The sequence below is a fragment of the Kitasatospora sp. NPDC036755 genome, assembly GCF_040636595.1.
Classification (GTDB): Bacteria; Actinomycetota; Actinomycetes; order Streptomycetales; family Streptomycetaceae; genus Kitasatospora.
On sequence record NZ_JBEZUT010000073.1, the window covers coordinates 1 to 23487 of the forward strand.

At 73.2% G+C, this 23487-nt stretch carries 18 protein-coding genes; 9 read left to right on the forward strand and 9 right to left on the reverse strand.

Annotated elements, in window-relative coordinates:
* The first annotated feature begins 620 nt into the window (after positions 1-620).
* Positions 621-1883: a PIN domain-containing protein gene (locus AB0E96_RS13795; protein WP_359822563.1), complete on the forward strand. Its 1263-nt coding sequence runs from the start codon at positions 621-623 to the stop codon at positions 1881-1883.
* 375 nt (positions 1884-2258) lie between these two features.
* On the opposite strand, the gene AB0E96_RS13800 is transcribed toward AB0E96_RS13795, so the two are convergent.
* From AB0E96_RS13800 to ssd, 5 genes are read right to left on the reverse strand one after another with little or no spacing between them, the layout of a single operon-like run.
* A complete protein-coding gene (locus tag AB0E96_RS13800) occupies positions 2259-3032 on the reverse strand; it encodes a type II secretion system F family protein (RefSeq protein ID WP_359822566.1) in 774 nt (257 codons plus the stop codon).
* On the reverse strand, positions 3032-4063 hold the full coding sequence (locus AB0E96_RS13805; RefSeq protein WP_359822568.1) for a type II secretion system F family protein: 1032 nt from the start codon (positions 4061-4063) through the stop codon (positions 3032-3034). The genes AB0E96_RS13800 and AB0E96_RS13805 overlap by 1 nt, the downstream gene beginning before the upstream one ends.
* A gap of 5 nt (positions 4064-4068) precedes the next feature.
* Positions 4069-4215 (reverse strand): hypothetical protein, encoded by a 147-nt coding sequence (locus AB0E96_RS13810; RefSeq protein ID WP_359822570.1) that lies wholly within the window; start codon positions 4213-4215, stop codon positions 4069-4071.
* On the reverse strand, positions 4212-5549 hold the full coding sequence (locus tag AB0E96_RS13815; protein ID WP_359822573.1) for a TadA family conjugal transfer-associated ATPase: 1338 nt from the start codon (positions 5547-5549) through the stop codon (positions 4212-4214). Before AB0E96_RS13815 ends, AB0E96_RS13810 begins: the two co-directional genes overlap by 4 nt.
* Positions 5549-6673, reverse strand: coding sequence for a septum site-determining protein Ssd (gene ssd, locus AB0E96_RS13820; RefSeq protein WP_359822575.1), 1125 nt, complete (start codon positions 6671-6673; stop codon positions 5549-5551). Before ssd ends, AB0E96_RS13815 begins: the two co-directional genes overlap by 1 nt.
* A 724-nt stretch (positions 6674-7397) precedes the next feature.
* Between ssd and AB0E96_RS13825 the strand changes: the two genes are divergently transcribed.
* Positions 7398-8297, forward strand: a complete 900-nt coding sequence (locus AB0E96_RS13825) for an HAD-IB family hydrolase (protein ID WP_359822577.1) — start codon at positions 7398-7400, stop codon at positions 8295-8297.
* A gap of 383 nt (positions 8298-8680) precedes the next feature.
* Here the strand turns inward: AB0E96_RS13825 and AB0E96_RS13830 are convergent, their stop codons facing one another.
* Positions 8681-9571, reverse strand: coding sequence for an oxidoreductase (locus AB0E96_RS13830; RefSeq protein ID WP_359822579.1), 891 nt, complete (start codon positions 9569-9571; stop codon positions 8681-8683).
* A 216-nt stretch (positions 9572-9787) separates the two neighbouring features.
* Between AB0E96_RS13830 and AB0E96_RS13835 the strand changes: the two genes are divergently transcribed.
* The 7 genes from AB0E96_RS13835 (at position 9788) to AB0E96_RS13865 (ending at position 20426) form a co-directional block, all read left to right on the forward strand.
* Positions 9788-10795: an ATP-binding protein gene (locus tag AB0E96_RS13835; RefSeq protein WP_359822581.1), complete on the forward strand. Its 1008-nt coding sequence runs from the start codon at positions 9788-9790 to the stop codon at positions 10793-10795.
* Between the two features lie 480 nt (positions 10796-11275).
* Positions 11276-13708, forward strand: coding sequence for a SulP family inorganic anion transporter (locus tag AB0E96_RS13840; RefSeq protein ID WP_359822583.1), 2433 nt, complete (start codon positions 11276-11278; stop codon positions 13706-13708).
* Between the two features lie 242 nt (positions 13709-13950).
* Positions 13951-15909: an acetate--CoA ligase gene (acs, locus tag AB0E96_RS13845; RefSeq protein WP_359822586.1), complete on the forward strand. Its 1959-nt coding sequence runs from the start codon at positions 13951-13953 to the stop codon at positions 15907-15909.
* A gap of 478 nt (positions 15910-16387) precedes the next feature.
* The gene (gene nhaA, locus AB0E96_RS13850) at positions 16388-17821 is read left to right on the forward strand and encodes a Na+/H+ antiporter NhaA (RefSeq protein WP_359822588.1); all 1434 of its coding nucleotides are present in this window, start codon (positions 16388-16390) and stop codon (positions 17819-17821) included.
* Positions 17822-18149: 328 nt separating this feature from the next.
* Positions 18150-18626 (forward strand): phage holin family protein, encoded by a 477-nt coding sequence (locus AB0E96_RS13855; protein ID WP_049652144.1) that lies wholly within the window; start codon positions 18150-18152, stop codon positions 18624-18626.
* Between the two features lie 258 nt (positions 18627-18884).
* Positions 18885-20012 (forward strand): alpha/beta fold hydrolase, encoded by a 1128-nt coding sequence (locus AB0E96_RS13860; protein ID WP_359822591.1) that lies wholly within the window; start codon positions 18885-18887, stop codon positions 20010-20012.
* A gap of 204 nt (positions 20013-20216) precedes the next feature.
* A complete protein-coding gene (locus tag AB0E96_RS13865) occupies positions 20217-20426 on the forward strand; it encodes a hypothetical protein (RefSeq protein WP_359822594.1) in 210 nt (69 codons plus the stop codon).
* A gap of 142 nt (positions 20427-20568) precedes the next feature.
* On the opposite strand, the gene AB0E96_RS13870 is transcribed toward AB0E96_RS13865, so the two are convergent.
* The 3 genes from AB0E96_RS13870 to AB0E96_RS13880 all read right to left on the reverse strand — a co-directional run bounded on the left by AB0E96_RS13870 (position 20569) and on the right by AB0E96_RS13880 (position 23485).
* The gene (locus tag AB0E96_RS13870) at positions 20569-21270 is read right to left on the reverse strand and encodes a metal-dependent hydrolase (protein ID WP_359822597.1); all 702 of its coding nucleotides are present in this window, start codon (positions 21268-21270) and stop codon (positions 20569-20571) included.
* A 207-nt stretch (positions 21271-21477) separates the two neighbouring features.
* On the reverse strand, positions 21478-22665 hold the full coding sequence (locus AB0E96_RS13875) for a MarP family serine protease (RefSeq protein ID WP_359822600.1): 1188 nt from the start codon (positions 22663-22665) through the stop codon (positions 21478-21480).
* 46 nt (positions 22666-22711) lie between these two features.
* Positions 22712-23485 (reverse strand): CoA pyrophosphatase, encoded by a 774-nt coding sequence (locus AB0E96_RS13880; protein WP_359822613.1) that lies wholly within the window; start codon positions 23483-23485, stop codon positions 22712-22714.
* Positions 23486-23487 lie beyond the last annotated feature (2 nt).

The window sequence follows — 23487 nt, forward strand, 5'->3', positions numbered from 1 at the left end:
CGTGGCTCCCCCGCTCATCGTCGGCGCCGGCGTCGGGCTCTCCCCCGCCGAACTCGCCCTGCTCAAGACGATACCCACCCCCACCCAAGGCTCCCGACGATTCCCCCGGAGCCAGTGTGACGGAAGTCACTCGAAAGCCAGCGTTGGGGTGGCCTGAGGTCATCAGAGGCATCGGCATGCAGTCGACATCTCGGCCCCACGGGACCGCGCCCGCAGAAGGTCGCACAGCACAAATGGGACACGGCCTCCATTCCCCAGCCATGGAAACGAATCCGGCGGGGGCGGGGTCCGGAGGAGCCCCCGCCGGGGCTTCCGCGCGGCTGGAAGCCCGACACGCCCGGCGGAAGAGCACTCTTGCCGCCGTCCGGCATGACGTAGCGAAGCGGGCGCGGCACTGCCGGATCGGCCGAAGGCCGATGAACCCCACTTCGCGCCCTGGCCCGGAGGGGGCAGTCGCGCACGTGCCAATGTCCCCGGCGCCGAACAGTTCGACAAGCATGCCAGACCTGAAAGGTGGCTGGGGCATGCCAGATTGCCTGAACTTGCCTTGAATTGTCTGTAATTGAGGGCAATCCCAACCCGGTTGATGGCAACATCTGCACAGAGAACCTGGAGGATCGTTGATCATTTTCGACACCAATGCGGTGCGCCTGCTGAACCCCGCCAGCGACAAGGCCGACCTGATCCGCAAGCTCCGCGCCAGCGGTCAGGATGTTGGCGTTCCCTCAATGGTGCTGGTGGAACTGGCCGCCCAACAGGTGCTTCGGTACCGGGACGCGTACAAGACCGTCGAAAGCGCGATCTCGAACCTACAGGCCGTCACCCCTGATCCTTTGGGCAAGCAGACCGTCCCGGACTCCCAGCACGACGCGATCGACACGTACTGGACTAAGCAGTACAGCGACCTGTTCCGCGTGGTCGAAACGACCCCGGAGATGGCCATGGCAGCCCTCTCGCGCGAGGCTCACGGACTCAAGCCGGCCAAACGCGACCGGAACGATAAGCACGGTGACACCAAGACCGGGGCCAGGGACGTCGCGATCTGGCTCACAGTGATCAAGTACATGCAGGATCACCCGTCCGAGCAGGTGTACTTCGTGACTGCCAACTCCTCGGACTTCGGCGACGGGTCCTCATTTGAGTATCCGATGAACGACGATGCCCGGGAGCTGAAGGATCGGCTTGTCCTGCTCTCCGGCTGGGACGACGTCGTAGAGCGATTCACCAACAAGGTGAGCGCGACGGTTGATGACGAAGACCTGCTTCGATCCGACAGGTTGGCACGCGTGATCCAGATCGAAGCCAAGGAACGGCTACGAGACTTCTACGGGCTGGCCAGTTGGCTGCCCGGATCGGGCGCCTCCGTAGTTGAACCGGACAGCCCCGCCCACATGGAAGCGTGGGTGGCACCCCCATTCGTCGAACTGGTCGGGGTCGAGGAGATCAGCGGTCATGAGATCGGAGGTGCCGTCTGGTACACGGCGAACACCACCTGGCTGGTCTCGGGCATCGCCTTGAACACTTCCCCCGGAGTCAAGTTTGCCCAGTTGAGCGTGAAGTGGTCGACCAAGATCCTCTTCTCAACCTCCGTGCACCCACCCGTGGTGATCAGCAGCGCAGAACCAGCCCTCCCTGACTTCCGCGAGGGCAGCCCTGACTTCGCCGCTCGTCAACGTCTCGCGACAAAACTGATGACCACCGAGATCCCGACCGAAGAACTTCTGAGTACGCTGGAACGGTTCCTAGTCCAAACCGCAGGACCCGCGAGGCTCCGCGGGGCAGGAACGTTGCGTCAGCTCCGGAACCACATGCTCCACGGGCAATGGCACGGAGGCGCCTTGCCGGGCGACGACATCGACACGACCCCAGGTCCACAGGTGTGACATGCGTCACACAAGGGCCTCTGTGGCTTGCTAGAATGCAACACGGTTGACGATGGTTGCGCCTGGTGGCTCGGCGCCTTGACGGCCGACCAATGAGACGCAACAGCTGTGGGACACAGCATGTGCCGCGATACCCGACGTGGTCATCCCGGCGTCCGAGCGGCCCCGGAGGCCGGGCACCCGGCGGGCACGGCAGGTTGCCCAGCGCACCCGAGGGGCAGCCCGACGGCTCCTGCGCCGCCAGGCCCCGACCGACGGGCGGAGCGGGCGGTCGGCGCCGGGCCGGATCGCGATCACTGCGGTCATGAATCTCTCCTGTCGTTCGTTGTTCGTTGTTCGTTGTTCGTTCGGCGGTCCCGCGCAGCCGATTCACCCTCACATCGCCTGGGCGAAGCGGGCGGTGATGCCGACGACCACCGGCACCACGCCGATCAGCACGAAGGCCGGGAGGAAGCAGAGCCCCAGCGGCGCGGTGGCGAGCACCGCGGCCCGGCGGACCTGGGCGTGGGCCGCCCGCGCGGCCGCCGCGCGCTGCCCCTGCGCCAGCCCGATCAGCGGGCCGGCGGCGGGGACGCCGCCGAGGCTGCTGCGCTCCAGGCATCGGGCCAGCGGCGCGAGTGCGGGGTGCTGCTCGCCCAGGCGGCGCCAACACAGCTCCGGCGGTGCGCCCAGGGACAGTTCGGCCCCGATCGCCACCAACCGGGGCCCCAGCGGCGCCCCCACGCTCCGACCCACCGCGGAGACGGCTTCCGAGGGCAGCGCCGCAGAACCGAGGCAGGCCGCCAACAGCTCGGCACCCAGCGGAAGTTGCCTGACCAGCAGCTCCTCCTCGCGGGCCTCCGCGCGGTCGGCCGGTGTCCGTGCCCCCGCCGACCACCGGTGGACGCCCACCGCCAGCAGCACCCCGACGGCCAGCCCGGAGCCACCTCCGAGCAACACCGCCACCCCGAGCCCCGCCGCGGCCGCCGTGACCACCCGCCGTCGGCGCCCTGCGCCCAGGACCGGCACGCCGGTTCGCTTCCCGCTCGCCTCCCGCGCTCGCGCCCGGACCAGCACCCGTCGACGCCTCGCCCGGCCGCGCACCGACGTCCACCCCGCGATGGCCACCCCGGTCGGAAGGGCGACCGCCGCCCACTCGACGCCCCGCATCACCTCACCCCCGCTCCCACCCCGGGCAGCCGAGCGCGCAGCCGTCGGGGCCCGCGTACGCGCTCGCCCGGCCGAAGAGCCGTCGCGGCACGGCCGGAGGCCCGACGCCGCCCGCTCCGCCCCGGCAGCGTCTCCAACGCGCCGTGGGCCGCCACCCGGACGATGCGTGCCGTCCAGAGCACGCCCAGCCCCTCCAGGAACGCCCCCGCCAGGAGGCATCCCAGCCCGGTCGGGGTGTGCAGCAGGATCTCCGACGGACGGGCCCCCAGCGCCGCGCCGAGAAGCAGCCCGATGCCCGGCAGCGCCGCCAGGACGGCGATCGTCGCCCGCGGACCGGCCAGTTCCCCGGCGATCTCCTCCGCGAGCACCCGCTCGCCACGCAGCGCCTCCGCGACCCGCTCCAGCGCATCGGCCAACCCCGACCCGCTGTCCGCCGACACCCGCCAGCAGGCCGCGATGGCCGCGGCCCCACCGCCACCGGGACGTTCGGCCAACAGGTGCAGCGCGGCGGGCACGTCCGCGCCGTAGCGGCCGGCCGCCAGCCGGGCCACCGACTCCTCGCCGAGTCCGCGCAGCCCCTCCGGGTCGGCGGCGAGGCGCACGGTGACCAGGTGCAGCGCCTGCTCCGGCGTCGCCCCGCCGCGCAGCTCCCCCGCCAGGCCGACGCAGAGCTCCACCACCGCCGAGGCCCGGCGCCGCGCCTCGGCCGCCAGTCGCCGTCGCAGCCGCCATCCACGCAGCGGCAGAACGGCCAGGGCCGCCGCGAGCGCCGGCACCGGCGAGGCGGTGGCCTGCCCGGCAGCCAAACCCACCGGCAGGAGCAGCAGTTCGGGCGCCAGGAACTCCGGCAGTCGTCCACCGACCCGCGCCGTGGCCTCCGGGCCGGGCCCTCGCACCGGGGGCCCGCTGCCAGCCAGGACCAGCCTGGAGCGCCGCCCACCCGGCAGCTGCTCCTGCACCGCGCGCCACGCCGCTGCGGCCGCCAGGCACAGCACCACCGTCCAGCAGAGCGCCAACTGACTTTGCGTCACATCGCTCACCTCCGTTCCCCTCGGCCTTTCCGGCCCACGCCGCCGAGCAGCAGCAGGGCACCCGCCGCGCACCCGCCCAAGAGCAGGGCGAGGGCGAGTTCCACCACCCGTACGTCCACACCCACCGCCTTCACCGGCGTCTTCGCGATCACGGCCGCCCCGGTCCGAGCGACACCCCGCGCGCCGCGAGCAGCCCGATCAACCGCTCCCAGCCCGCACCGGGACGCAGGCCGCCGGAGGCCGGGAAGGCCACCGCGGGTGTGGTCACGGCCGATCCGTCACCGGCCCCGGCCAGCGTGTGGATCTCCGCCACCCGACGCCGCCCCGAGCCCGGATCTCGGACCAGGTGCACCACCACGTCGAGCGCGGCCCGCAGTTGGCTGTGCAGCGCCGTCCGGTCGAGACCGGCGAGCGCGCCCAGGGCCTCCAGCCGGACCGGCACGTCCGCCGCCGTGTTGGCGTGGACGGTGCCGAAGCCGCCCTCGTGGCCGGTGTTCAGCGCGGCCAGCAGGTCCGACACCTCGGGCCCGCGGACCTCGCCGATCACCAGCCGGTCCGGGCGCATCCGCAGCGCCTGACGGACGAGGTCCCGCAGCGTGAACTCGCCCAGCCCCTCCTGGTTGGGCGGCCGGCTCTGCAACCGGACCACGTGCGGGTGGGCCGGTTGCAGCTCGGCGGAGTCCTCGGCGACCACGATCCGCTCGTCCGGCCCGACCAGGCCGAGCAGCGCCGACAGGAGCGTCGTCTTCCCCGAGCCCGTCCCACCGGACACCAGCAGCGACAGCCGGGCCCGCACGATGCCCGCGAGCAGTTCCGCGCCCACCGGGGGCAGCGATCCGCCCGCCACCAGTTCGTCGAGCGTGAAGGGCCGGGGCCGGCAGACCCGCAGCGAGATGTGCGTGCAGCCGGCCGCGATCGGCGGCAGCACGGCGTGCAGCCGGGTGCCGTCCGGCAGTCGGGCGTCCACCCACGGGCGGGCGTCGTCCAGCCGACGGCCGGCCGCGGTGGCCAGCCGATGGGCCAGCCGCCGCACCGCCCCGGCGTCGGCGAAGCGGACTCCGGTGGCGCGCTGCAGGCCGCCGCCACGGTCGACCCACACCTCCTCCGGACCGTTCACCAGGACGTCCGTGACGTCGGACGCCGCCAGCAGCCGCTCCAGCGGGCCCGCACCCACCAGTTCGGCGCGCAGCGAGCGCACGGTGTCCAGGACCTCGTCCCCGCCGAGCGGCGGGCGGGTGGCCCGCAGGGCGGCCGCGACCGATCCGGCCGTCGGGGCGGCGCCCGATTCGGCCAACCGCAGCCGGACCGCGTCCACCAGGGCCGCCGTCCGCTGCTCGCGGGCCGTCCGGCCGTGCGGGCAGGGCCCGTGCCCGGGCTCCGGCGGACCACCGGACGGCGGCACGCTCCGCAGCGGCGGGTGCTCCCGCGCACCGCCGCCCGGGCCGGGCGGCCCGCTCCCGAGGACTGTTCTCCGCAGACGGACCATCAGTACACCCCTCCTCCGACCGCCGGCACCGGCGGCAGCACTTCGTTCAGGAAGCCCGCGCAGAAGCGCGCGAGCGGGCCGTTGTCCCGGCTCCCGGGCGGGACGCCCTTCACGACGTCCTGGGCCAGGCCCGGCTCCGGCTCCAGCTCCCCCGCCAACGGCAATCGCAGCCCGCGGACGATCTGCCGGGCCGGGAGCCCGCCGGCCCGCACCGGCCGCACCACGGCCCGGACGTCCCCGAGCCGCATCCCGGCGGCCGCCGCGACCCGGTCAGCGGCAGCCACCGCCCGCAGCTCGGCCGACACCACCAGGAGCGCCACGTCGGACTGCTCCAGCGCCTGCCCGGCGGCCGCGTCGAGGTGGCGGGGCACGTCGACCACCACCAGCCCGCCGCGCCGTCTGGAGGCGGCCAGCACGCTGCGCATGGCCTCGGGCGGCACGGTCAGGGTGTCGCCGCGGTCCCAGGACAGGCAGGACAGGGCGGAGAGCCGCTTGAGCGCCGGCAACGCCCGGGCCAGCTCGGCCCCGCTGACCCGCCCGCGGGAGCCGGCCAGATCGGGCCAGCGCAGCCCGCTGACCCGCTCGCCGCCGAGCAGGATGTCGAGGCCGCCGCCCAGCGGGTCGCCGTCCAGGAGCATCGTCCGCCGGCCCGCCCGCGCGGCCGTGACCGCCAGCGCGCAGGCCAGCGTCGAGGCCCCGGCCCCGCCGGACCCGCCGAGCACCGCGATGGTGACCGCCGGACAGCCGACTCCCTCGGCCGCGTCGGCGACCCGGTCGAGCAGCCAGGCCTCGGCGTCGGGCAGGAATAGCACGTGCTCGGCCCCGAGTCGGACGGCCCTGACCCACACGCCGGGGTCGTCGAGGTCCAGCCCGAGCAGCAGTACCCCGGCACGCCGCCCCAGCTCGGAGCAGCGGACCGCCTGGTCGTCCCCGACCAGGACCAGCGAGGCCCCTTCCCAGAGGTCCCGCGTCGGCGGCGCGCCCCGGACCAGCCTCGGCTCGGTGCCTGCGGCCGCGCAGATCCGCAGCAGGTGCTCGGCCAGGCCCTCGTCCTCGGTGACGACGAGCGGCCCGGCGATCGCGGGGCCCTCGGCCGTGATGTGGTCGGCGATCGGCGTCGACATGGTTTCTCCCCTCCGCGCCGCCGGCCACCTGGGGCGGCCGGCGGCGCGCGTCGGACGGTTCCGGCGGACGGCCGCCCGACAGACCTCTGGAAGAAGGGGGATGAGGCCCTGCCCGGCGACCGCCGCCGGTCATCAAGGTGGGGGGAGATCCGGATTCCGTCATCCGAGTTCCGATTGCCTGTGGATAACTCGTGGCCGCGGAGGAAAACGTTCACCCGGGCGGGGGGCTATTCGGCGAAGAATTGACGAATGGGGGTCACCGAGATGAACCGGCGGTCAGCCGCATCGCGTTCGGGCGTTCTCCCCGCCGATGTCCGCCGCCCTCCGGACACCGCCTCCGGACGGGCCCGCGGCACCGATCGGAACCAGCCGTTCGGTTCCCGACGGACATGAGCAGATGGCGACGGAGAGTGACGAAAGTCGATCGGCGCGCCGATCCGGCGACACCCCCCGTAGATCGTCCGCGCCACGGCGGCGAACGCGCCGCGAGGGGCGTTCAAGCCCTGAAAATGGCCCCGGACGTGCGACGACCCCCGCCGGGGGGGAGAGCGGGGGTCGTCTATCCACAGCCCGGCTCGGGGGGGAGGAGCCGGACCGGGTTAGCACGGTCGCGAACGATCCGTGACTTCCATGGTGTACCCGAGCGGCCAGAAACACAAACCCGCACGCCCGCGAGTACACCGAATGGCGGGGTGTTTTGCGGCTCCCTCTATCCTCGGTTCCCGTGGACACCACCGAGAACGCCGACGACCACGCCGACGAGTCCCCGGGCGACACCACCGGGCCCGAAGAGCTCCGCCCGCCCGTTCGCCACCGACCCGGCGGACCGCGCACGGCGGCCTTCTTCGACCTCGACAAGACCATCATCGCCAAGTCGAGCGCGCTGGCCTTCAGCCGCCCCTTCTACCAGGGCGGTCTGATCAACCGTCGGGCGGTCCTGCGCAGCGCGTACGCCCAGTTCGTCTTCCTGGTCGGCGGCGCGGACCACGACCAGATGGAGAAGATGCGCGAGTACCTCTCCGCGCTCACCCGGGGCTGGAACGTCCAGCAGGTCCGCGAGATCGTCGCCGAGACCCTGCACAACCTGATCGACCCGATCATCTACGACGAGGCGGCCTCGCTGATCGAGCAGCACCACGCGGCCGGCCGGGACGTGGTGATCGTCAGCAGCTCCGGCTCCGAGGTGGTCGAGCCGATCGGCCGGCTGCTCGGCGCGGACCACGTGATCGCCACCCGGCTGAAGGTCGAGGACGGCTGCTACACCGGCGAGATCGAGTACTACGCCTACGCCGAGAACAAGGCCGCCGCCATCCGGGAGTTGGCCGCGGCCGAGGGCTACGACCTGGCCTCGTCCTACGCCTACAGCGACTCCTCCACCGACCTGCCGCTGCTGGAGGCGGTCGGCCGTCCTTCGGCGGTCAACCCCGACCGCGCGCTGCGGAAGGAGGCGCAGGCCCGGGAGTGGCCGGTGCTGGTCTTCGAGAAGCCGGTGGAACTTCGGCGCCGGCTGCCCGAGTTCTCCGCCCCGAGCGGTTCGGTGCTGACCGCCGTGGCGGTCGGGACGGCCGCGGTGACCGCCGGGGTGATCTGGTACCTGGCCCGCCGGCGGCGCCCCGGCGCCTGAGGCACAACCCTGCCCCACCCCTTTGGCCAAAACGGGCAATCGGGACAGACTTCTCGTTTCGGGTTCCCCTTTCCCCCGAAACGCGATACAAATGAAGCACGGCCCGCGAGACCCGGTCAGGACCTAAGAGGTCAAACCGACAACGCAGTTCAGGCCCCACGGACCGCACGTACAGATATCCGGGCACCCACATGCAGCCGACCCGCTGTCGGGCCGCCGGACCAGACGAACGGGCAGGATCCCCGTCTGATCGGCACTTCCGGTGCATGCATGGTCACCCGGTATCTGCACCAGCGGCGGCACCCGGCAGGATCAGGTGCCGCCGCATCCGTGTCTCTGCGCGCCCCCTGGGGCGGGCGCGCGCCGTCCGGCCGGTGCGCCGCTCAGACCATCCCGCGCTGCATCGCCTCGCAGACCGCCGTGCTCTCCCGGGTCCCGAGCCGCAGCGCCCGGCCGCAGTGCGCGATCCAGGCCGCCATCCCCTCGGGGGTGCCCGCCAGGTAGCCGGCCAGGGCGCGGCGGTACGCGGCGGTGCCGAGTTCCGCCAGCCCGACCTCGGCCGGGCAGATCGACTTCGGGTCGAGCCCCTCGGCGATCAGCACGATCCGCTGGGCGGCCCGCGCGATCACGCCGTTGTGGGTGCCGAAAGGCCGCAGCGCGAGCAGTTCGCCGTGCACCACCGAGGCCACGACGAGGGCCGGTGTGCCCACGCCCTGGCCCTCCGCGCGCGCCACCAGCAGCCGGGAGAGCTGATCGAGCCGGGCCGCGACCTCCTCGGCGCCCGGAGCGGGCGGCAGCGCGGGCAGCGGCCCGTCCGCGACCTCGGCCTCGACGCTCTCCACCGGCCGGAGCTCCAGCGGGAACAGGTCCTCGGCATCCTCTCCGGCGCGCCGCGGGCGACCGGCGGCCGGATCGCCGTCGCCGACCGCGAGCAGGTGCAGCCGGGCCAGCACCTGGAGCGGCGAGTGCCGCCAGATGCTGAGCAGCTGGCCGGCCTCGGCGGCGATCCGCAGGGCCGCACCGACCGTTCGGGATTCGGGGTCCGCGCCGAAGTCGCTGCGGCGGCGGACCTCCTCCAGCGGCCAGTCGGCCCCGGCCAGGGCCGCCGACGCGCGGGCCCCGCGCAGCGCGGACTCGGAGGTGACCTCGGCCGCGCGGCGGCGCATCACCCGGTGGCCGTAGAGCCGGTCGACGGCCTTGCGCACCTCGGCCACCGCGTCGGGCACCCCGGGGAGCTGGGCCAGCGGGGCGAGGGGATCAGTTCCAGTGCTCACCTACCCGAGAGTAATGAACGGGCCGCCCCTCCCGGAACAGCAACCCCGCATCACCCGTTAGAGGCAATCCTCACTTCCCGCCCCCGGTGAAACCCGAACCCCGGCTAGCATGGCCACTATCGGAGACGATAACGATTTCCAACTAGGGCCCGCGCGACGCGGCCCCTGGGCAGTCGGCCCACTGCGAGGGCCCTGAGCGAGAGCCGGAGTCCCCAGATGAAGATCGCCTTCGTCGGCAAGGGCGGCAGCGGGAAGACCACGCTGTCCGCGCTGTTCATCCGCCATCTGGCAGCCCTGGGCCGGCCCGTCGTCGCCGTGGACGCCGACATCAACCAGCACCTGGGCCCCGCCCTCGGGCTGACCGACGATCAGGCCGCCGAACTGCCCCCGCTGGGCGGGCACCTGCCGGAGATCAAGGAGTACCTGCGCGGCAGCAATCCGCTGATCCGCTCCTCCGACGAAATGATCAAAACCACGCCGCCCGGCCGGGGTTCACGGCTGCTGCGGATCGTCGAGGAGAACCCGGTCTACGCCGCCTGCGCCCGTCCGATCGCGCTGGACGAGGGCTCGGTCCGGCTGCTGGCCACCGGCGCGTTCACCGAGGAGGACCTCGGGGTGACCTGCTACCACTCCAAGGTCGGCGCGGTGGAGCTGCTGCTCAACCACCTGCTGGACGGCCCGGGCGAGTACCTGGTGACCGACATGACCGCGGGCTCGGACTCCTTCGCCTCCGGCCTGTTCACCCGCTTCGACCTCACCTTCCTGGTCGCCGAGCCGACCCGCAAGGCCGTCTCCGTCTACCGCCAGTACCGGGACTACGCCCGCGACTTCGGCGTTCAGCTGCGGGTGGTCGGCAACAAGGTGCAGGGCCCGGAGGACCTGGCCTTCCTCCGCCGCGAGGTCGGCGGGGACCTGCTCACCACCTTCGGGCAGTCGGAGTGGGTGCGCCGCCTGGAGCAGGGCGCCGAACCCCCGCTGAGGTCCCTGGAGCCGGCCAACCGGGCCGTGCTGGACGAGCTCCGGATCGAGGCCGACGCGGCGTACGGGCGGCGGGACACGCGCCGCTACACCGAGCAGGCGGTGCTCTTCCACCGCCGCAACGCGGAGAGTTGGGCCAACTCCAAGGTCGGCATCGACCTCACGACCCAGGTGGACGAGGACTTCGTCCTGGGCGAGTGCGCGGAGAGCGACACGCGCACGGCCCCGGCGGGCGTCCGCGCCTGACCTGCGACACCACAGCACCGCGACACCACGGCACCACAGCACCACGGCACCGCAGCCGGACGGGCCGCGGTCTCCCCACGCCACGGGGAGGCCGCGGCCCGTTCGCCGTGTCCGCCCCGGGCAGACGGGCCCGACCACTGCCACCAGCAGATTCCCAGCCGTTCGGCCACCACCCAATGGAGTGAACCAGGGGGTTTTCCGCTTCCCTCCCGGAACCACGCTGTGCAAAGCTTTCATTACCCTCGGTTTACCGAGTCTTGATGGTTCGCCCGACGGCCCCGGTGAGACGTCCCGCACCTCGCCCGGAGCCCTGGCGTGCCAGATGGTCGACGCCGGCCGGTGACACCCGCACTCCCCCGCCGCGCCCACGCCATCCCGCCACACCGTCGCGACCCACGACAGCCGATCCGCCCCGGAGCCCCACCCCGGACATGCCACCGGACCTGACTGCGTTCGCTCCCCCGGACAGACGGGAAGACCATGACCCTCGACATCTCCAGCGCCCCCATCGCCTCCGACACCACCGACCACGCGCCACCGAGCCCGGGCCCCCGGATCCGGTGGGCCCAGGACCTCTCCGCCTCCCTCGTGGTCTTCCTCATCGCGGTGCCGTTCTCCCTCGGCATCGCGCTCGCCACCGGCGCCCCGCTCACCGCCGGCCTGGCCGCGGCGGCCGTGGGCGGGATCGTGGTCGGGCTGTTCGGCGGCACACCGCTCCAGGTCAGCGGCCCCTCGGCCGCCCTGACGGTGATCACCGCCGGGCTGATCGCCCAGTACGGCTGGCAGGCCACCTGCGCCATCACCGTCGCCGCCGGCCTGCTCCAACTCCTGCTCGGTGCGCGCCGGGTGGCCCGGACCGCGCTCGCCGTCTCCCCCGCGATCGTGCACGGCATGCTGGCCGGGGTCGGCATCACCATCGCCCTCGCGCAGCTGCACGTCGTCCTCGGCGGCTCGCCGCAGAGCTCCGCGATCGCCGACATCCTGGCCCTGCCCGGCCAGTTGGCCGGCCCGCACCCGCCCGCGCTTCTGGCCGGAGCGGTGACCGCGGCCGTCCTGGTCGGCTGGCCGCGCCTCGGCCGACTTCCGGGCCGTGCCGGCGAATTGGGCGCCCGGCTGGCGAAGGTGCCCGGCCCGCTGGCCGGTGTCGCGCTGGCCACCGTCCTCGTCCTCGCCCTGGACCTGCGGCTCGCCCACATCGAACTGCCCGCCTGGCGGCCGCAGGTGCTCCTGCCCGCGCTGCCGCACGGCCCGGTCCTCGGAATCCTCGCCGCCGTCCTCACCGTCACCGCCGTGGCCAGTGTGGAGTCGCTGCTGTCCGCCGTCGCGACCGACCGGATGTCCCGTCGCACCGGCGACCTCGACCGCGAACTGCGCGGTCAGGGCCTCGCCAACCTGGTGAGCGGCCTGGCCGGCGGGTTGCCGGTCGCCGGCGGCGCGGTGCGCAGCACCGCCAACGTGCGGGCCGGTGCCCGGACCAGGTGGTCCTCGGTGCTGCACGGCGTCTGGGTGCTGGCCGCCGCGCTCGTCCTGACCGGCGGGCTGCGCCGGATCCCGCTGGCCGCGCTCGCCGCGCTGGTGCTGGTGGTCGGGCTGCAGATGGTGAGCTTCGCGCACATCCGCAAGGTCCACCGGCACCGCGAGTTCCCCGTCTACCTGGTCACCGTGCTCGGCGTGGTGGCCGCCGGGGTGCTGTGGGGCGTCGCGATCGGCGCCGGCACCGCCATACTGCTCGCCCTCTACCGGCTGACCCGCGCCCACGTGGACGTGGAGACCGGCCCCGACGGCACGGTCACCGTCCGGACGCACGGCCCGCTCACCTTCGCCTCCGTGCCCCGGCTCGGCCGGGCCCTGGCCGGCATCCCGGCCGGGGCCGGGGTCACCGTGGTCCACGACGGCTCCTTCCTGGACCACGCCGCGTACGAGACGCTGCACACCTGGCGGGCCGGGCACCAGGGATCGGGCGGCCGGGTCTCGATGGTGACGCACCGCCAGGACGACGAGGTGCTCGACCCGGACGGCACCGTCCGTGCGGGAAGTTCGCCGGGCCCGCACCGCTGCCGCGCCTGGACGCCCTGGGTCGGCCACCACTGCATCGAGCAGCGGGAGGACCCGCACGGCCGACTGCTGGACGGCGTCCGGGTGTTCCAGCTGCACACCGCTCCGCTGGTCCGGCCGGAGCTCGCCCGGCTGGCGCGCGAGGGGCAGACGCCCTCCCAGCTCTTCCTGACCTGCGCGGACTCCCGGATGGTCACCAGCATGATCACCAACAGCGGTCCGGGGGACCTGTTCACCGTGCGCAACGTCGGCAACCTGGTGCCGGCCCCGCACGAACCCGGAGCGGCGGACGACTCGGTGGCCGCCGCGGTGCAGTACGCGGTCGAGGTGCTGGAGGTGCGCTCGATCACGGTGTGCGGCCACTCCGGCTGCGGTGCGATGCAGGCTCTGCTGGACGGCGTGCACGAGCGCCCCGGGCCGCCCACCCCGCTGGCCCGCTGGCTGCGCAACGGACGCGGCTCGCTGGACCGGCTCCGACGGGTCCCGGCGGAGTTCGCCGCCCGGCCCGTGGTGGACGTCGTGGAGCAGCTCTGCATCACCAACGTGGTCCAGCAGCTGGACCAGTTGATGGCGAACCCCGCGGTGGAGCGCCGGGTCGAGGAGGGCACCCTGCGGCTGGTCGGGATGTACTTCGACTTCGCCACGGCCCAGGCCTACGTCCTCGACCGGGCCGCCGGGACGTTCAGCCCGGTCGAGGCCCGCGCCGGAGGGGGCCCGAACGGAATCGAACGCCACACCGAGGGCGCCTCCGGAACCGACCCCGGTGTCCGGCCGGACACGGCGTCGGCCGAACGGGTGAATGTGGATGATCGCGTTCCGGTCGAGGCGGGCGAGGAGGGCCCCGGACTGGCCGCCTGAGAGCCGGGTCCGTGTCCCCGCCGGGCGGGCCGGGGCACGGGCCCACCCACCCCCGGGCGGTCTCCCGGCCCTCCTCGGCGCGCCGCGCACGACGCCGACCGGTCGCCGGTCAAAGGTCTACACCAATTCACAGGAGCCTCTTGTCAACTGCCCCGTTCGCCTGGTGAGCTGTGCGCTGGGACACACGGGACAATCCCCACGCACGGGATCGCCCCCGATCATGACTCGATGAGGAGTGCGCGTTGAGCAACGAGAGCCTGGCCAACCTGCTCAAGGAGGAGCGGCGCTTCGCCCCGCCGGCAGAGCTCGCCGCAGCCGCCAACGTCACCGCGGCCGCGTACGCGCAGGCCTCCGAGGACCGTCTGGGCTTCTGGGCCGAGCAGGCCCGCCGCCTCACCTGGGCCGTCGAGCCGACCGAGACCCTCGACTGGTCCAACCCTCCCTTCGCCAAGTGGTTCGCCGACGGCAAGCTCAATGTCGCGTACAACTGCGTCGACCGCCACGTGGAGAACGGCCTGGGCGACCGGGTCGCCATCCACTTCGAGGGCGAGCCCGGCGACGGCCGTTCGATCACCTACGCCCAGCTCAAGGACGAGGTCTCGCAGGCCGCCAACGCGCTGCTGGAGCTCGGTGTCCGCAAGGGCGACCGGGTCGCCGTCTACCTGCCGATGATCGCCGAGGCGGTCGTCGCGATGCTCGCCTGCGCCCGGATCGGCGCCACCCACTCGGTGGTCTTCGGCGGCTTCTCCTCCGACGCCGTCGCCTCCCGCATCCAGGACGCCCAGGCCAAGCTCGTCATCACCGCCGACGGCGGCTACCGCCGGGGGAAGCCCTCCGCCCTCAAGCCGGCCATCGACGAGGCGCTCACCAAGGCCGACGGCGTCGAGCACGTCCTGGTGGTCCGCCGCACCGGGCAGGACATCCCGTGGACCGAGGGCCGCGACGTGTGGTGGCACGAGGCCACCGCGCGCCAGTCCACCGAGCACACCCCCGAGGCGCACGACGCCGAGCACCCGCTGTTCATCCTCTACACCTCGGGCACCACCGGTAAGCCCAAGGGCATCCTGCACACCTCGGGCGGCTACCTCACCCAGGCCAGCTACACCCACAACGCGGTCTTCGACCTCAAGCCGGAGACCGACGTCTACTGGTGCACCGCCGACATCGGCTGGGTCACCGGGCACTCGTACATCGTCTACGGCCCGCTCTCCAACGGCGCCACCCAGGTCATCTACGAGGGCACCCCTGACACCCCGCACCAGGGCCGCTTCTGGGAGATCGTCCAGAAGTACGGCGTGACCATCCTCTACACCGCGCCGACCGCGATCCGCACCTTCATGAAGTGGGGCGACGACATCCCCGCGAAGTTCGACCTGTCCTCGCTGCGGGTGCTGGGCAGCGTCGGCGAGCCGATCAACCCCGAGGCGTGGGTCTGGTACCGCGAGCACATCGGCGGCGGCAAGTGCCCGATCGTGGACACCTGGTGGCAGACCGAGACCGGCGCCATCATGATCAGCCCGCTGCCGGGCGTCACCGAGACCAAGCCGGGTTCGGCCCAGCGCGCCCTGCCGGGCATCGCGGCCACCGTGGTGGACGACAACGCCGCCGAGGTGCCGAACGGCTCCGGCGGGTACCTGGTGCTCACCGAGCCGTGGCCGTCCATGCTCCGCACCATCTGGGGCGACGACCAGCGCTACATCGACACCTACTGGTCTCGCTTCGAGGGCCGCTACTTCGCCGGTGACGGCGCCAAGAAGGACGAGGACGGGGACATCTGGCTGCTCGGCCGGGTGGACGACGTCATGCTCGTCTCGGGCCACAACATCTCCACCACCGAGGTCGAGTCGGCCCTGGTCGGCCACCCGTCCGTCGCCGAGTCCGCCGTGGTCGGCGCGACCGACGCCACCACCGGCCAGGCCATCGTCGCCTTCGTGATCCTGCGCGGCGGCGTGACCGAGGGCCCCGAGCTGGTCGAGGAGCTGCGGGCGCACGTCGGCCGCACGCTCGGCCCGATCGCCAAGCCGAAGCAGATCAAGGTCGTCGGCGAGCTGCCGAAGACCCGCTCCGGCAAGATCATGCGCCGCCTGCTGCGCGACATCGCCGAGGGCCGCGAGGTCGGTGACACCACCACGCTGGCCGACAGCACGGTGATGAGCCAGATCCAGGCCCAGCTGCCGTCCTCGGACAACGGCAACGGCTGACGGGCAACGGCTGACCGGCAACGGCTGACCTGAGTCGTCCTGACACGACCCTGGACGCCTCAGGACGGACCGACGAAGAGCCGGGGACGAGCCGAGACAAGCCGAGACAAGCCGAGACAAGCCGGGACGAGCTGAACCGACGGCTGTGCCCCGGGCGGAGACCACCGCCCGGGGCACAGCCGTCTCGCATGCGCCGCTCGGGCATCGAGCCGCCAAGCGGGCAACGATCCGCCATCCGGGTGCCGATCTGCCGTTCGGACGCCGGGTCGCCGTTCCCCCGGAGTGCAGAACCAGCGCACAGGGTTTAAGTCCTTTGTTAGGACAACCCGTATGTCACCCGAACGTCCCGCTAGACTATTAAGGACGCATCAAGATCCCTTGACGGGAGTCGTGGGCGTCACAGGGCGCGCCGGGAAGTCTGGTCGGCAACTGCACCACAGGTGCATCCGTTGCCGTTCCCAGCCCCAGGAGGTCCCGCGTGACCGACCAGCCGCCCGTCCCCCGGCCGACGACCCGCCGCCGGCAGTTCCTCGGTCGGCTGTCACTGCCCGAGCGCACCTTCATCACCGACGCCCTGCGCACCGAGACGGTCGGCGGCATGCTGCTGCTGGGCGCCGCCGTCGTCGCCCTCGTCTGGGCCAACGCCTGGCCGCAGGCCTACCAGAGCGTGCTCGACTACACCGTCGGGCCCTCCGCCCCGCTCCACCTCGACCTCTCCCTGGCCACCTGGGCCAAGGACGGCCTGCTGGCGATCTTCTTCTTCGTCGCCGGGATCGAGCTCAAGCGCGAGTTCGTCGCCGGTGAGCTGCGCACGCCCAGTGCCGCGCTGCTGCCCGTGGTCGCCGCCGTCTGCGGGGTGGCACTGCCCGCGATCCTCTTCGCCCTGGTGAACTCCGGCAGCGGCGGACATCCCGGCGGCTGGGCGATCCCGACCGCCACCGACATCGCCTTCGCCCTCGGTGTGCTGGCCGTGGTCGGCAGCCACCTGCCGTCCGCGCTGCGCGCCTTCCTGCTCACCCTGGCCGTGGTCGACGACCTGATCGCGATCCTGATCATCGCGATCTTCTACAGCCACGGCATCAAGTTCTGGGCGCTCGGCCTCGCCTTCGCCGGGCTGGTGCTGTTCTGGTTCCTGCACCGGCGCGGCGTCCACGGCTGGTACCTCTTCGTGCCGCTGGCCGTCGTGACCTGGGCGCTGATGCACGAGAGCGGCATCCACGCCACGGTGGCGGGCGTCGCGATGGGCCTGATGCTGCGCTGCCACCGCGAGGGCGACGAGCAGCACTCCCCGGGCGAACACATCGAGCACCTGGTCCGCCCGCTCTCGGCCGGCCTGGCCGTCCCGGTGTTCGCGCTGTTCTCGGCCGGGGTGGCCGTCTCCGGTCCGAAGCTGCGCGAGGTGTTCACCCAGGCCGCCCCGCTCGGCATCGTGATCGGCCTGCTGGTCGGCAAGACCATAGGCGTGCTCGGCGGTGCCTGGCTGACCGCCCGGTTCACCAGGGCCGAGCTGAACCCGCGGCTCAAGTGGGCCGACATGGTCGCGGTCTCGGTGCTCGCGGGCATAGGTTTCACCGTCTCGCTGCTGATCAGCGAACTGGCCTTCCCCGACGACCCGGCGCTCGCCGCCCGGGCCAAGACCGCCGTGCTGGTCGGCTCGGTGCTCTCCGCGGTGGTCGCCACCATCCTGCTGAAGCTGCGCAACCGGCACTACCGCGCGATCTGCGAGGAGGAGGACCGGGACGTGGACGGGGACGGCATCCCGGACATCTACCAGGAGGACGACCCGGCCTGGCAGGCGAGGACGGCCGGGTTCGCCCCCCGGCCCGACGCGGAACACGGCACGGAGAACGGCGCCGACGCCGACGCCGGATCCGGTCACCGGCACCGCCACGGACACCCCGGACAGCCCTGACGGTCCCGCCGAGGCGCCCCCGAAGAGACAGTGCGGGGCCCTCGGGAGGCCTTCGGGAGTCCCCCGGAAAAGCCTTCCGGGGCCGGGGCCGGGCCCCGTCGGACGGCTCGGGCCGAGGCGCCCGGAACGTCCTCGCGGGGACGTCCGGAGCGTCCCGGCCCCCGGGACACGTCCCTCCGCCGGGGCCCCGGAGTGGTGTCCGACTGACCGGTAGGGGCATGATTCTGAGCTGTCGACAACCCACAGACGCCTCCGGACCCCCCACCGGCCCCCGGAACCGCACAACCGCGGCGGCGTCACGCCGTACAGCCGCAGAGGAGAACCGCTGATGCCCGCAGGAGCCGCAGACCCGTCCAGCAACGGCCGGGCGCCCTACGAGGGCGAGCGTTCGGTGGGGCAGCTGTTCGCGGCGGCCACCGCCGACCTGTCCGCGCTGGTCCACGACGAGATCGCGCTCGCCAAGTCCGAGATCCGGGCGGACGTCAAGCGGGGCGTCTCCGGCGGCGTCTCGCTGATCGTCGCCGGTGTGGTGGCGCTGTTCTCCATCCCGATGCTGAGCGCCGCGGCGGCCTTCGGCATCCACGCCCTGGGCCTGTCGCTGGGCTGGTCCTTCCTGATCGTGGCGGGCGCCTACCTGCTGCTCGCGGTGCTGCTCGGGATGCTGGCCTGGCGCTCGTTCAAGAAGATCGAGAAGCCGGTGCGCACCATCGAGGGTGCCCAGAAGACCGCCGACGTGCTGAAGAACGCCAGGCCGCGCCCGGCCACCCAGGAGGAGATCGACCGGGCCTTCGGCCGCATCCCGTAACCGGGCCCGCGTCGGCGGGCGCCGGTGACCGGGCCCGCCGACGGACGGCCCCGCCGACGGACGGCGCCACCTCGGCGCGCACCGAACCGGCCGATGGGCACCGAACGGGCCGGCGGGCACCGCGCCCGCCGATGGGCACCGAACGCGCCAACGGTCACCGAACCAACCGATGGGCACCGAACCGGCCGATGCGCGCCGAACCCGCCGACAACGAGTGCCGGGCACGTGTCCGGCGCGCGGATGTGACACGCTCTCGGTATGCCGCTTGACCAGAAGCCCGTGCCCGCGCAGCCGTCCGCCGACTCCGGCCCCGACTCCGGCGCCGGGCTCACTCCCGAAGGCCCCGCCGGCCCGGAAGGCCCCGGCACCGCCCCCGAGGGCAGCGGCCTGGCACCCGCGCGCGAGCCCGGCCCGGAGCCCGGACGGGAGCCCGGCCGGGAACCCCGCGAGTCGGCCGCCGCCGGGGCCCCGACGGAGAGCGGCGAGGCCTGGAGCATCCGGCAGACCGGCCCGTGGACGCACCGCGACCTCGCGGCCAACGGCGCCCGTTTCCACATCGCCGAGCTGGGCTCCGGCCCGCTGGTGCTGCTGGTGCACGGCTGGCCCGAGTACTGGTGGGCCTGGCGCCACCAGCTGACCGCGCTCGCCGAGGCCGGCTACCGGGCGGTGGCGCTCGACCTGCGCGGTATCGGCGGCAGCGACCGCACCCCGCGCGGTTACGACCCGGGCAACCTCGCGCTGGACATCACCGGAGTGATCCGCTCGCTCGGCGAGCGCCGGGCCCACCTGGTCGGGCACGCCTCAGGCGGCACCCTGGCCTGGGTGGCGGCGGTGATGCGGCCCTCCGTCATCCAGAGCCTCACCGTGGTCTCCGCCGCGCACCCGAGGGACCTGCGCCGGGCGCTGCTGACCGACCGCCGGCAGTTCGCCGCCTTCGAGCACGTGCTGGGCTTCCAGCGGCCGTGGATACCGGAACGCCGTCTGGTGGCCGACGACGCGGAGCTGGTCGGTCGCTACCTGACCTCCTGGACCGGCCCGAACGGCCTGGACGAGGCCGCGGTGCGGGCGTACCGGCAGGCGATCCAGATCCCCAGCACGGCGCACTGCTCGATCGAGCCGTACCGCTGGCTGCTGCGCTCGATGGCCCGGCCCGACGGCATCCAGTTCGCCCGGCGGATGAAGAAGCCGATCACCGCGCCGACCCTGCACGTCCAGGGCGCCGCGGACCCGGTGCTGCTGTCGCACACCGCCCTGGGCGGCGGCGAGTACGTGGCGGCGCCGTACCGCTGGCGGCTGCTGCCGGGGGTCGGGCACTTCCCGCACGAGGAGGCGCCGGAGGAGTTCACCGCCGAGCTGCTGGACTGGGTCGGCCGCCACAAGGAGTGACGCGCACTCCCCGGGAGCGCCGCCGGGGAACCGGGGCACCGCGAAACGCAGCGGTGCCCGGCGGGACACAGCCGAACGTGCGGTCGAGGGGAAGGGCCGGAAGCCCCAACTCCCTTGCTTTGTCGCTCATATGACAACCGCATAGGCCAATTTCGGCACGGCCCGGGCGGTTACCTCGACCGGCCCAGGGGCATCCCTTCCGGTATGAGTTGGATGCCCGAAAGCGGCGGCGCCCCACGCGGCCGACGTCACAACAGCCCCCAGCGCTCCGCCCACCGGCCCGACCGGGCGGACGACCTCGGCTTCGACGGCCCCGACGGCCGTCAGCGCACCGAGCGGCGGCACCTCGGCATCCCCCGCATCCTCGGCCGACGCGCCCGCTGGGTGGGCGCACGGCTGCGGCGCGAGACCTGAGCCCCGCGCCGCGCCCGGCGCCCGGCACACCACCACCCGGCCCACCACCGCCCGGTACGCCTTCACCCGGTACGCCTTCGCCCGGCACACCACCACCTGGTGCACCGGGCGATACGCCGGGCATCCGATGCCCAGCGCCCCGTCAGTTGACGATCGTCGGCGACAGCGCGGTGAACCAGAGCAGGACGAAGGTCGCCACCGACATGATCGGTACCAGCACCTTCGTCTCGACGCTGTTGCCGCTGCGCTTGATCAGCACGATCTCGTAGCGCTCCTTGTGCGGCCAGAGCAGCGGCGCGCCCTTCTTGGTCAGACAGTCGCCGAGCAGGTGCGCCAGCGTGCCCAGGGCCACCGCGTACGGCAGCCAGCCGGGCGAGTTGGGCATCCAGGTGTTCATCCCGAAGGTGCCGAGCGCGGCCAGGCCGATGACGGTGATCCACGCCTCCGGGCCGTCGCCCGGTGGGCAGAGCCGCAGGGCCCGGATCGCGAGCGCCAGCAGGAAGAACGTCAGCCCGAGGGTGAAGTAGCGGCCCACGAAGGTGACCCCGGCCCAGGTGCCCGCACCCATCAGCGCGACGAACAGCAGCGAGTGGGTGGCGTGCCGGTGGCCGCCGGAGATCCAGGCCACGAAGCGGCAGAGCACCTTGGAGACCGGGCCGAGGAAGTTGGCGATCGAGCCGTCGTGGTGGTCGAGGTCCGGCAGCAGGGCCGCGCCCGCGCACAGCACCGTGCCCATCAGTATGTCCGCGGGCTGCAGGGTGGTGTGCAGCAGCAGCGGGGGCAGGAAGGGGGCCGAGGCCGCGTACAGCATCGCCCCGCTCACCGCATGCGAGTGACCCATCATCGGACTGCCACGCCCTCCCGTCGGGCCCACTCCGGGACGGCGCCCGGTTGAGCCGAACGGGTGAGCGCGGCCGAGGCTACCAGGGCCGCCTGACGGAGTGACGGATATCGGATGCCACGCCCCCGCACGAAGGGGACGGCCCGCCCCCGGGCCGACCGGACCGCCCGCCCGCGCGTCGCCCACCGGACCGCCCGCCCCCGGGCCCGGTCAGAGCGCGCAGCCCTGGGTGTCCACCCGGGCGGTCGCGGCGCCGCCCTGCAGGGCGTCCTCGCGCACCTCGGCCGCGGTCAGCACGTAGCCGGTGTCCGCGCTGTCCAGGGACTTGGCGAAGACCACCCCGTACACCTCGCCGTCCGGGGTGAGCAGCGGGCCGCCGCTGTTGCCCTGCCGGACCACCGACCGCACCGAGTAGACGTCCCGCACCACCTGGCCGCGGTGGTAGATGTCCGGGCCGTTGGCCTGGATCCGGCCGCGGATGCGGGCCGGCTGGACGTTGAAGGCGCCGTTCTCCGGGAAGCCGGCGACGATCGCGCTGTCGTTGGTCCTCGCCTCGCCCGCGAAGGCCAGCGGCGGCGCGTTCAGCTTGGGCACGTCCAGCACGGCGATGTCGCGCTGCCAGTCGTAGCGGACCACCGTCGCGTCGTACAGCTGGCCCACGCCGCCGATCTGCACGGTCGGCTCGTTGACCCCGCCGACCACGTGGGCGTTGGTCATCACCCGGTGCGGGGCGAAGACGAAGCCGCTGCCCTCCAGGGTCTTCCCGCAGGAGGTCGCCGTGCCGACCACCTTGACCAGGCTCTGCCGGGCCCGCGCCACCGCCGGGCTGCCGGCCAGCGCGGGGTCCGGGGTGTCCACCTGGGTGATCGGCTCGTGCTCGAAGGGGTTGAAGACCTGCGGGAAGCCGTTGCGGGCGAGCACCTTGGAGAAGTCCGAGAACCAGTTCGGCGCGTCGCTGGGCAGCGCGTTCTGCACCCCGCCGAGGACCGCCGAGGAGCGAACCTGCCGGGAGACCGTCGGGAGCGACGCCCCGGCCAGCGCCGAACCGATCAGCCAGGCCACCAGCAGCATCGAGACGACGTTCACCACCGCGCCGCCGCTCGCGTCCAGGACCCGGGCCGGGCGGCGACCGATGTGCCCGCGCAGCTTCCAGCCGAAGTGCGCGGTGACCGCCTGGCCGATCGCGGCGAGGACGATCACCACCACGACGGCCACCACCGAGGCCGTGGTGCCGGGGCCGATGCGGTCGAGCAGCAGCAGCGGCAGCAGTTCGACGGCGAGCAGGCCGCCGCCGAGGAAACCGACCAGCGACAGCACGCCGACCACGAAGCCCTGCCGGTAGCCCGACACGGCGAATGCCACGGCCGCGGCGATCAGCAGCACATCCAGGACGTTCACTCGGACACCCTCCCACGGCCCGCGCGCCGGACGCGCCGACGGCCCGTCACGAAGCGTCGGCGTCGCCGCCCGGCAGCACCCGGGAGTGTTCGAGGTCGCCCTGGACCAGGGCCAGGGCGTCGTCCGAGAGGTCGACGATCCGGGACTGGTCCCAGGGCAGCTCCAGGCCGCTGTGGTGCAGCACCCGGTCGATCACCCCGGCGGTGAAGCCCCAGACCAGCCGCCCGGCGACCGCGAAGGCCGGCCCGAGGTGCCCGGACGGCTGGCGCAGCCGCACCCGGTTCGCCGGGTCGGCCAGCTCCGCGATGGTGACCCGGAACACCGCCCCGGTCTCGGCCGCGTCCACCGGGCGCACCGGCGTCTCCTCGCGCCACCAGCCGAGCACCGGGGTCACCACGAAGCTGCTCACCGGGATGTACAGCCGGGGCAGCTCCGCGAAGACCTGCACCCCGGCCGGGTCCAGGCCGGTCTCCTCCCAGGCCTCGCGCAGCGCCGCCGCGATCGGGCCGGGGCCGCTCGGGTCGCCGTCCTCCGGGTCCAGCGCACCGCCCGGGAACGACGGCTGCCCGGCGTGCGAGCGCAGCGAACGGGCCCGCTCGATCAGCAGCAGGTCGGGGCCCTCGGGCCCCTCGCCGAACAGCATCAGCACGGCCGCCGGCCGACCGCCCTCGACCGGCGGCAGGAAGCGGCTCAGCTGCTCCGGCAGCACCCGCTCGGCCGCCTCCCGGACCGGCTCCAGCCAGCCCGGCAGCCCGTCCAGCTCGATACCCCGGGCGACTCCCCCGGCCTCCGGTCCGGCGTGCCCCGGGTGCCCGTTCATCC

Coding starts and splice junctions, on each gene's coding strand:
- AB0E96_RS13865 (WP_359822594.1), top strand. CDS start 20,217: ATGAGTTGGATGCCCGAAAGCGGCGGCGCCCCACGCGGCCGACGTCAC.
- AB0E96_RS13870 (WP_359822597.1), bottom strand. CDS start 21,270: ATGATGGGTCACTCGCATGCGGTGAGCGGGGCGATGCTGTACGCGGCC.
- AB0E96_RS13880 (WP_359822613.1), bottom strand. CDS start 23,485: ATGAACGGGCACCCGGGGCACGCCGGACCGGAGGCCGGGGGAGTCGCC.
- AB0E96_RS13835 (WP_359822581.1), top strand. CDS start 9,788: ATGAAGATCGCCTTCGTCGGCAAGGGCGGCAGCGGGAAGACCACGCTG.
- AB0E96_RS13860 (WP_359822591.1), top strand. CDS start 18,885: ATGCCGCTTGACCAGAAGCCCGTGCCCGCGCAGCCGTCCGCCGACTCC.
- AB0E96_RS13840 (WP_359822583.1), top strand. CDS start 11,276: ATGACCCTCGACATCTCCAGCGCCCCCATCGCCTCCGACACCACCGAC.
- AB0E96_RS13855 (WP_049652144.1), top strand. CDS start 18,150: ATGCCCGCAGGAGCCGCAGACCCGTCCAGCAACGGCCGGGCGCCCTAC.
- ssd (WP_359822575.1), bottom strand. CDS start 6,673: ATGTCGACGCCGATCGCCGACCACATCACGGCCGAGGGCCCCGCGATC.
- AB0E96_RS13815 (WP_359822573.1), bottom strand. CDS start 5,549: ATGGTCCGTCTGCGGAGAACAGTCCTCGGGAGCGGGCCGCCCGGCCCG.
- AB0E96_RS13800 (WP_359822566.1), bottom strand. CDS start 3,032: ATGCGGGGCGTCGAGTGGGCGGCGGTCGCCCTTCCGACCGGGGTGGCC.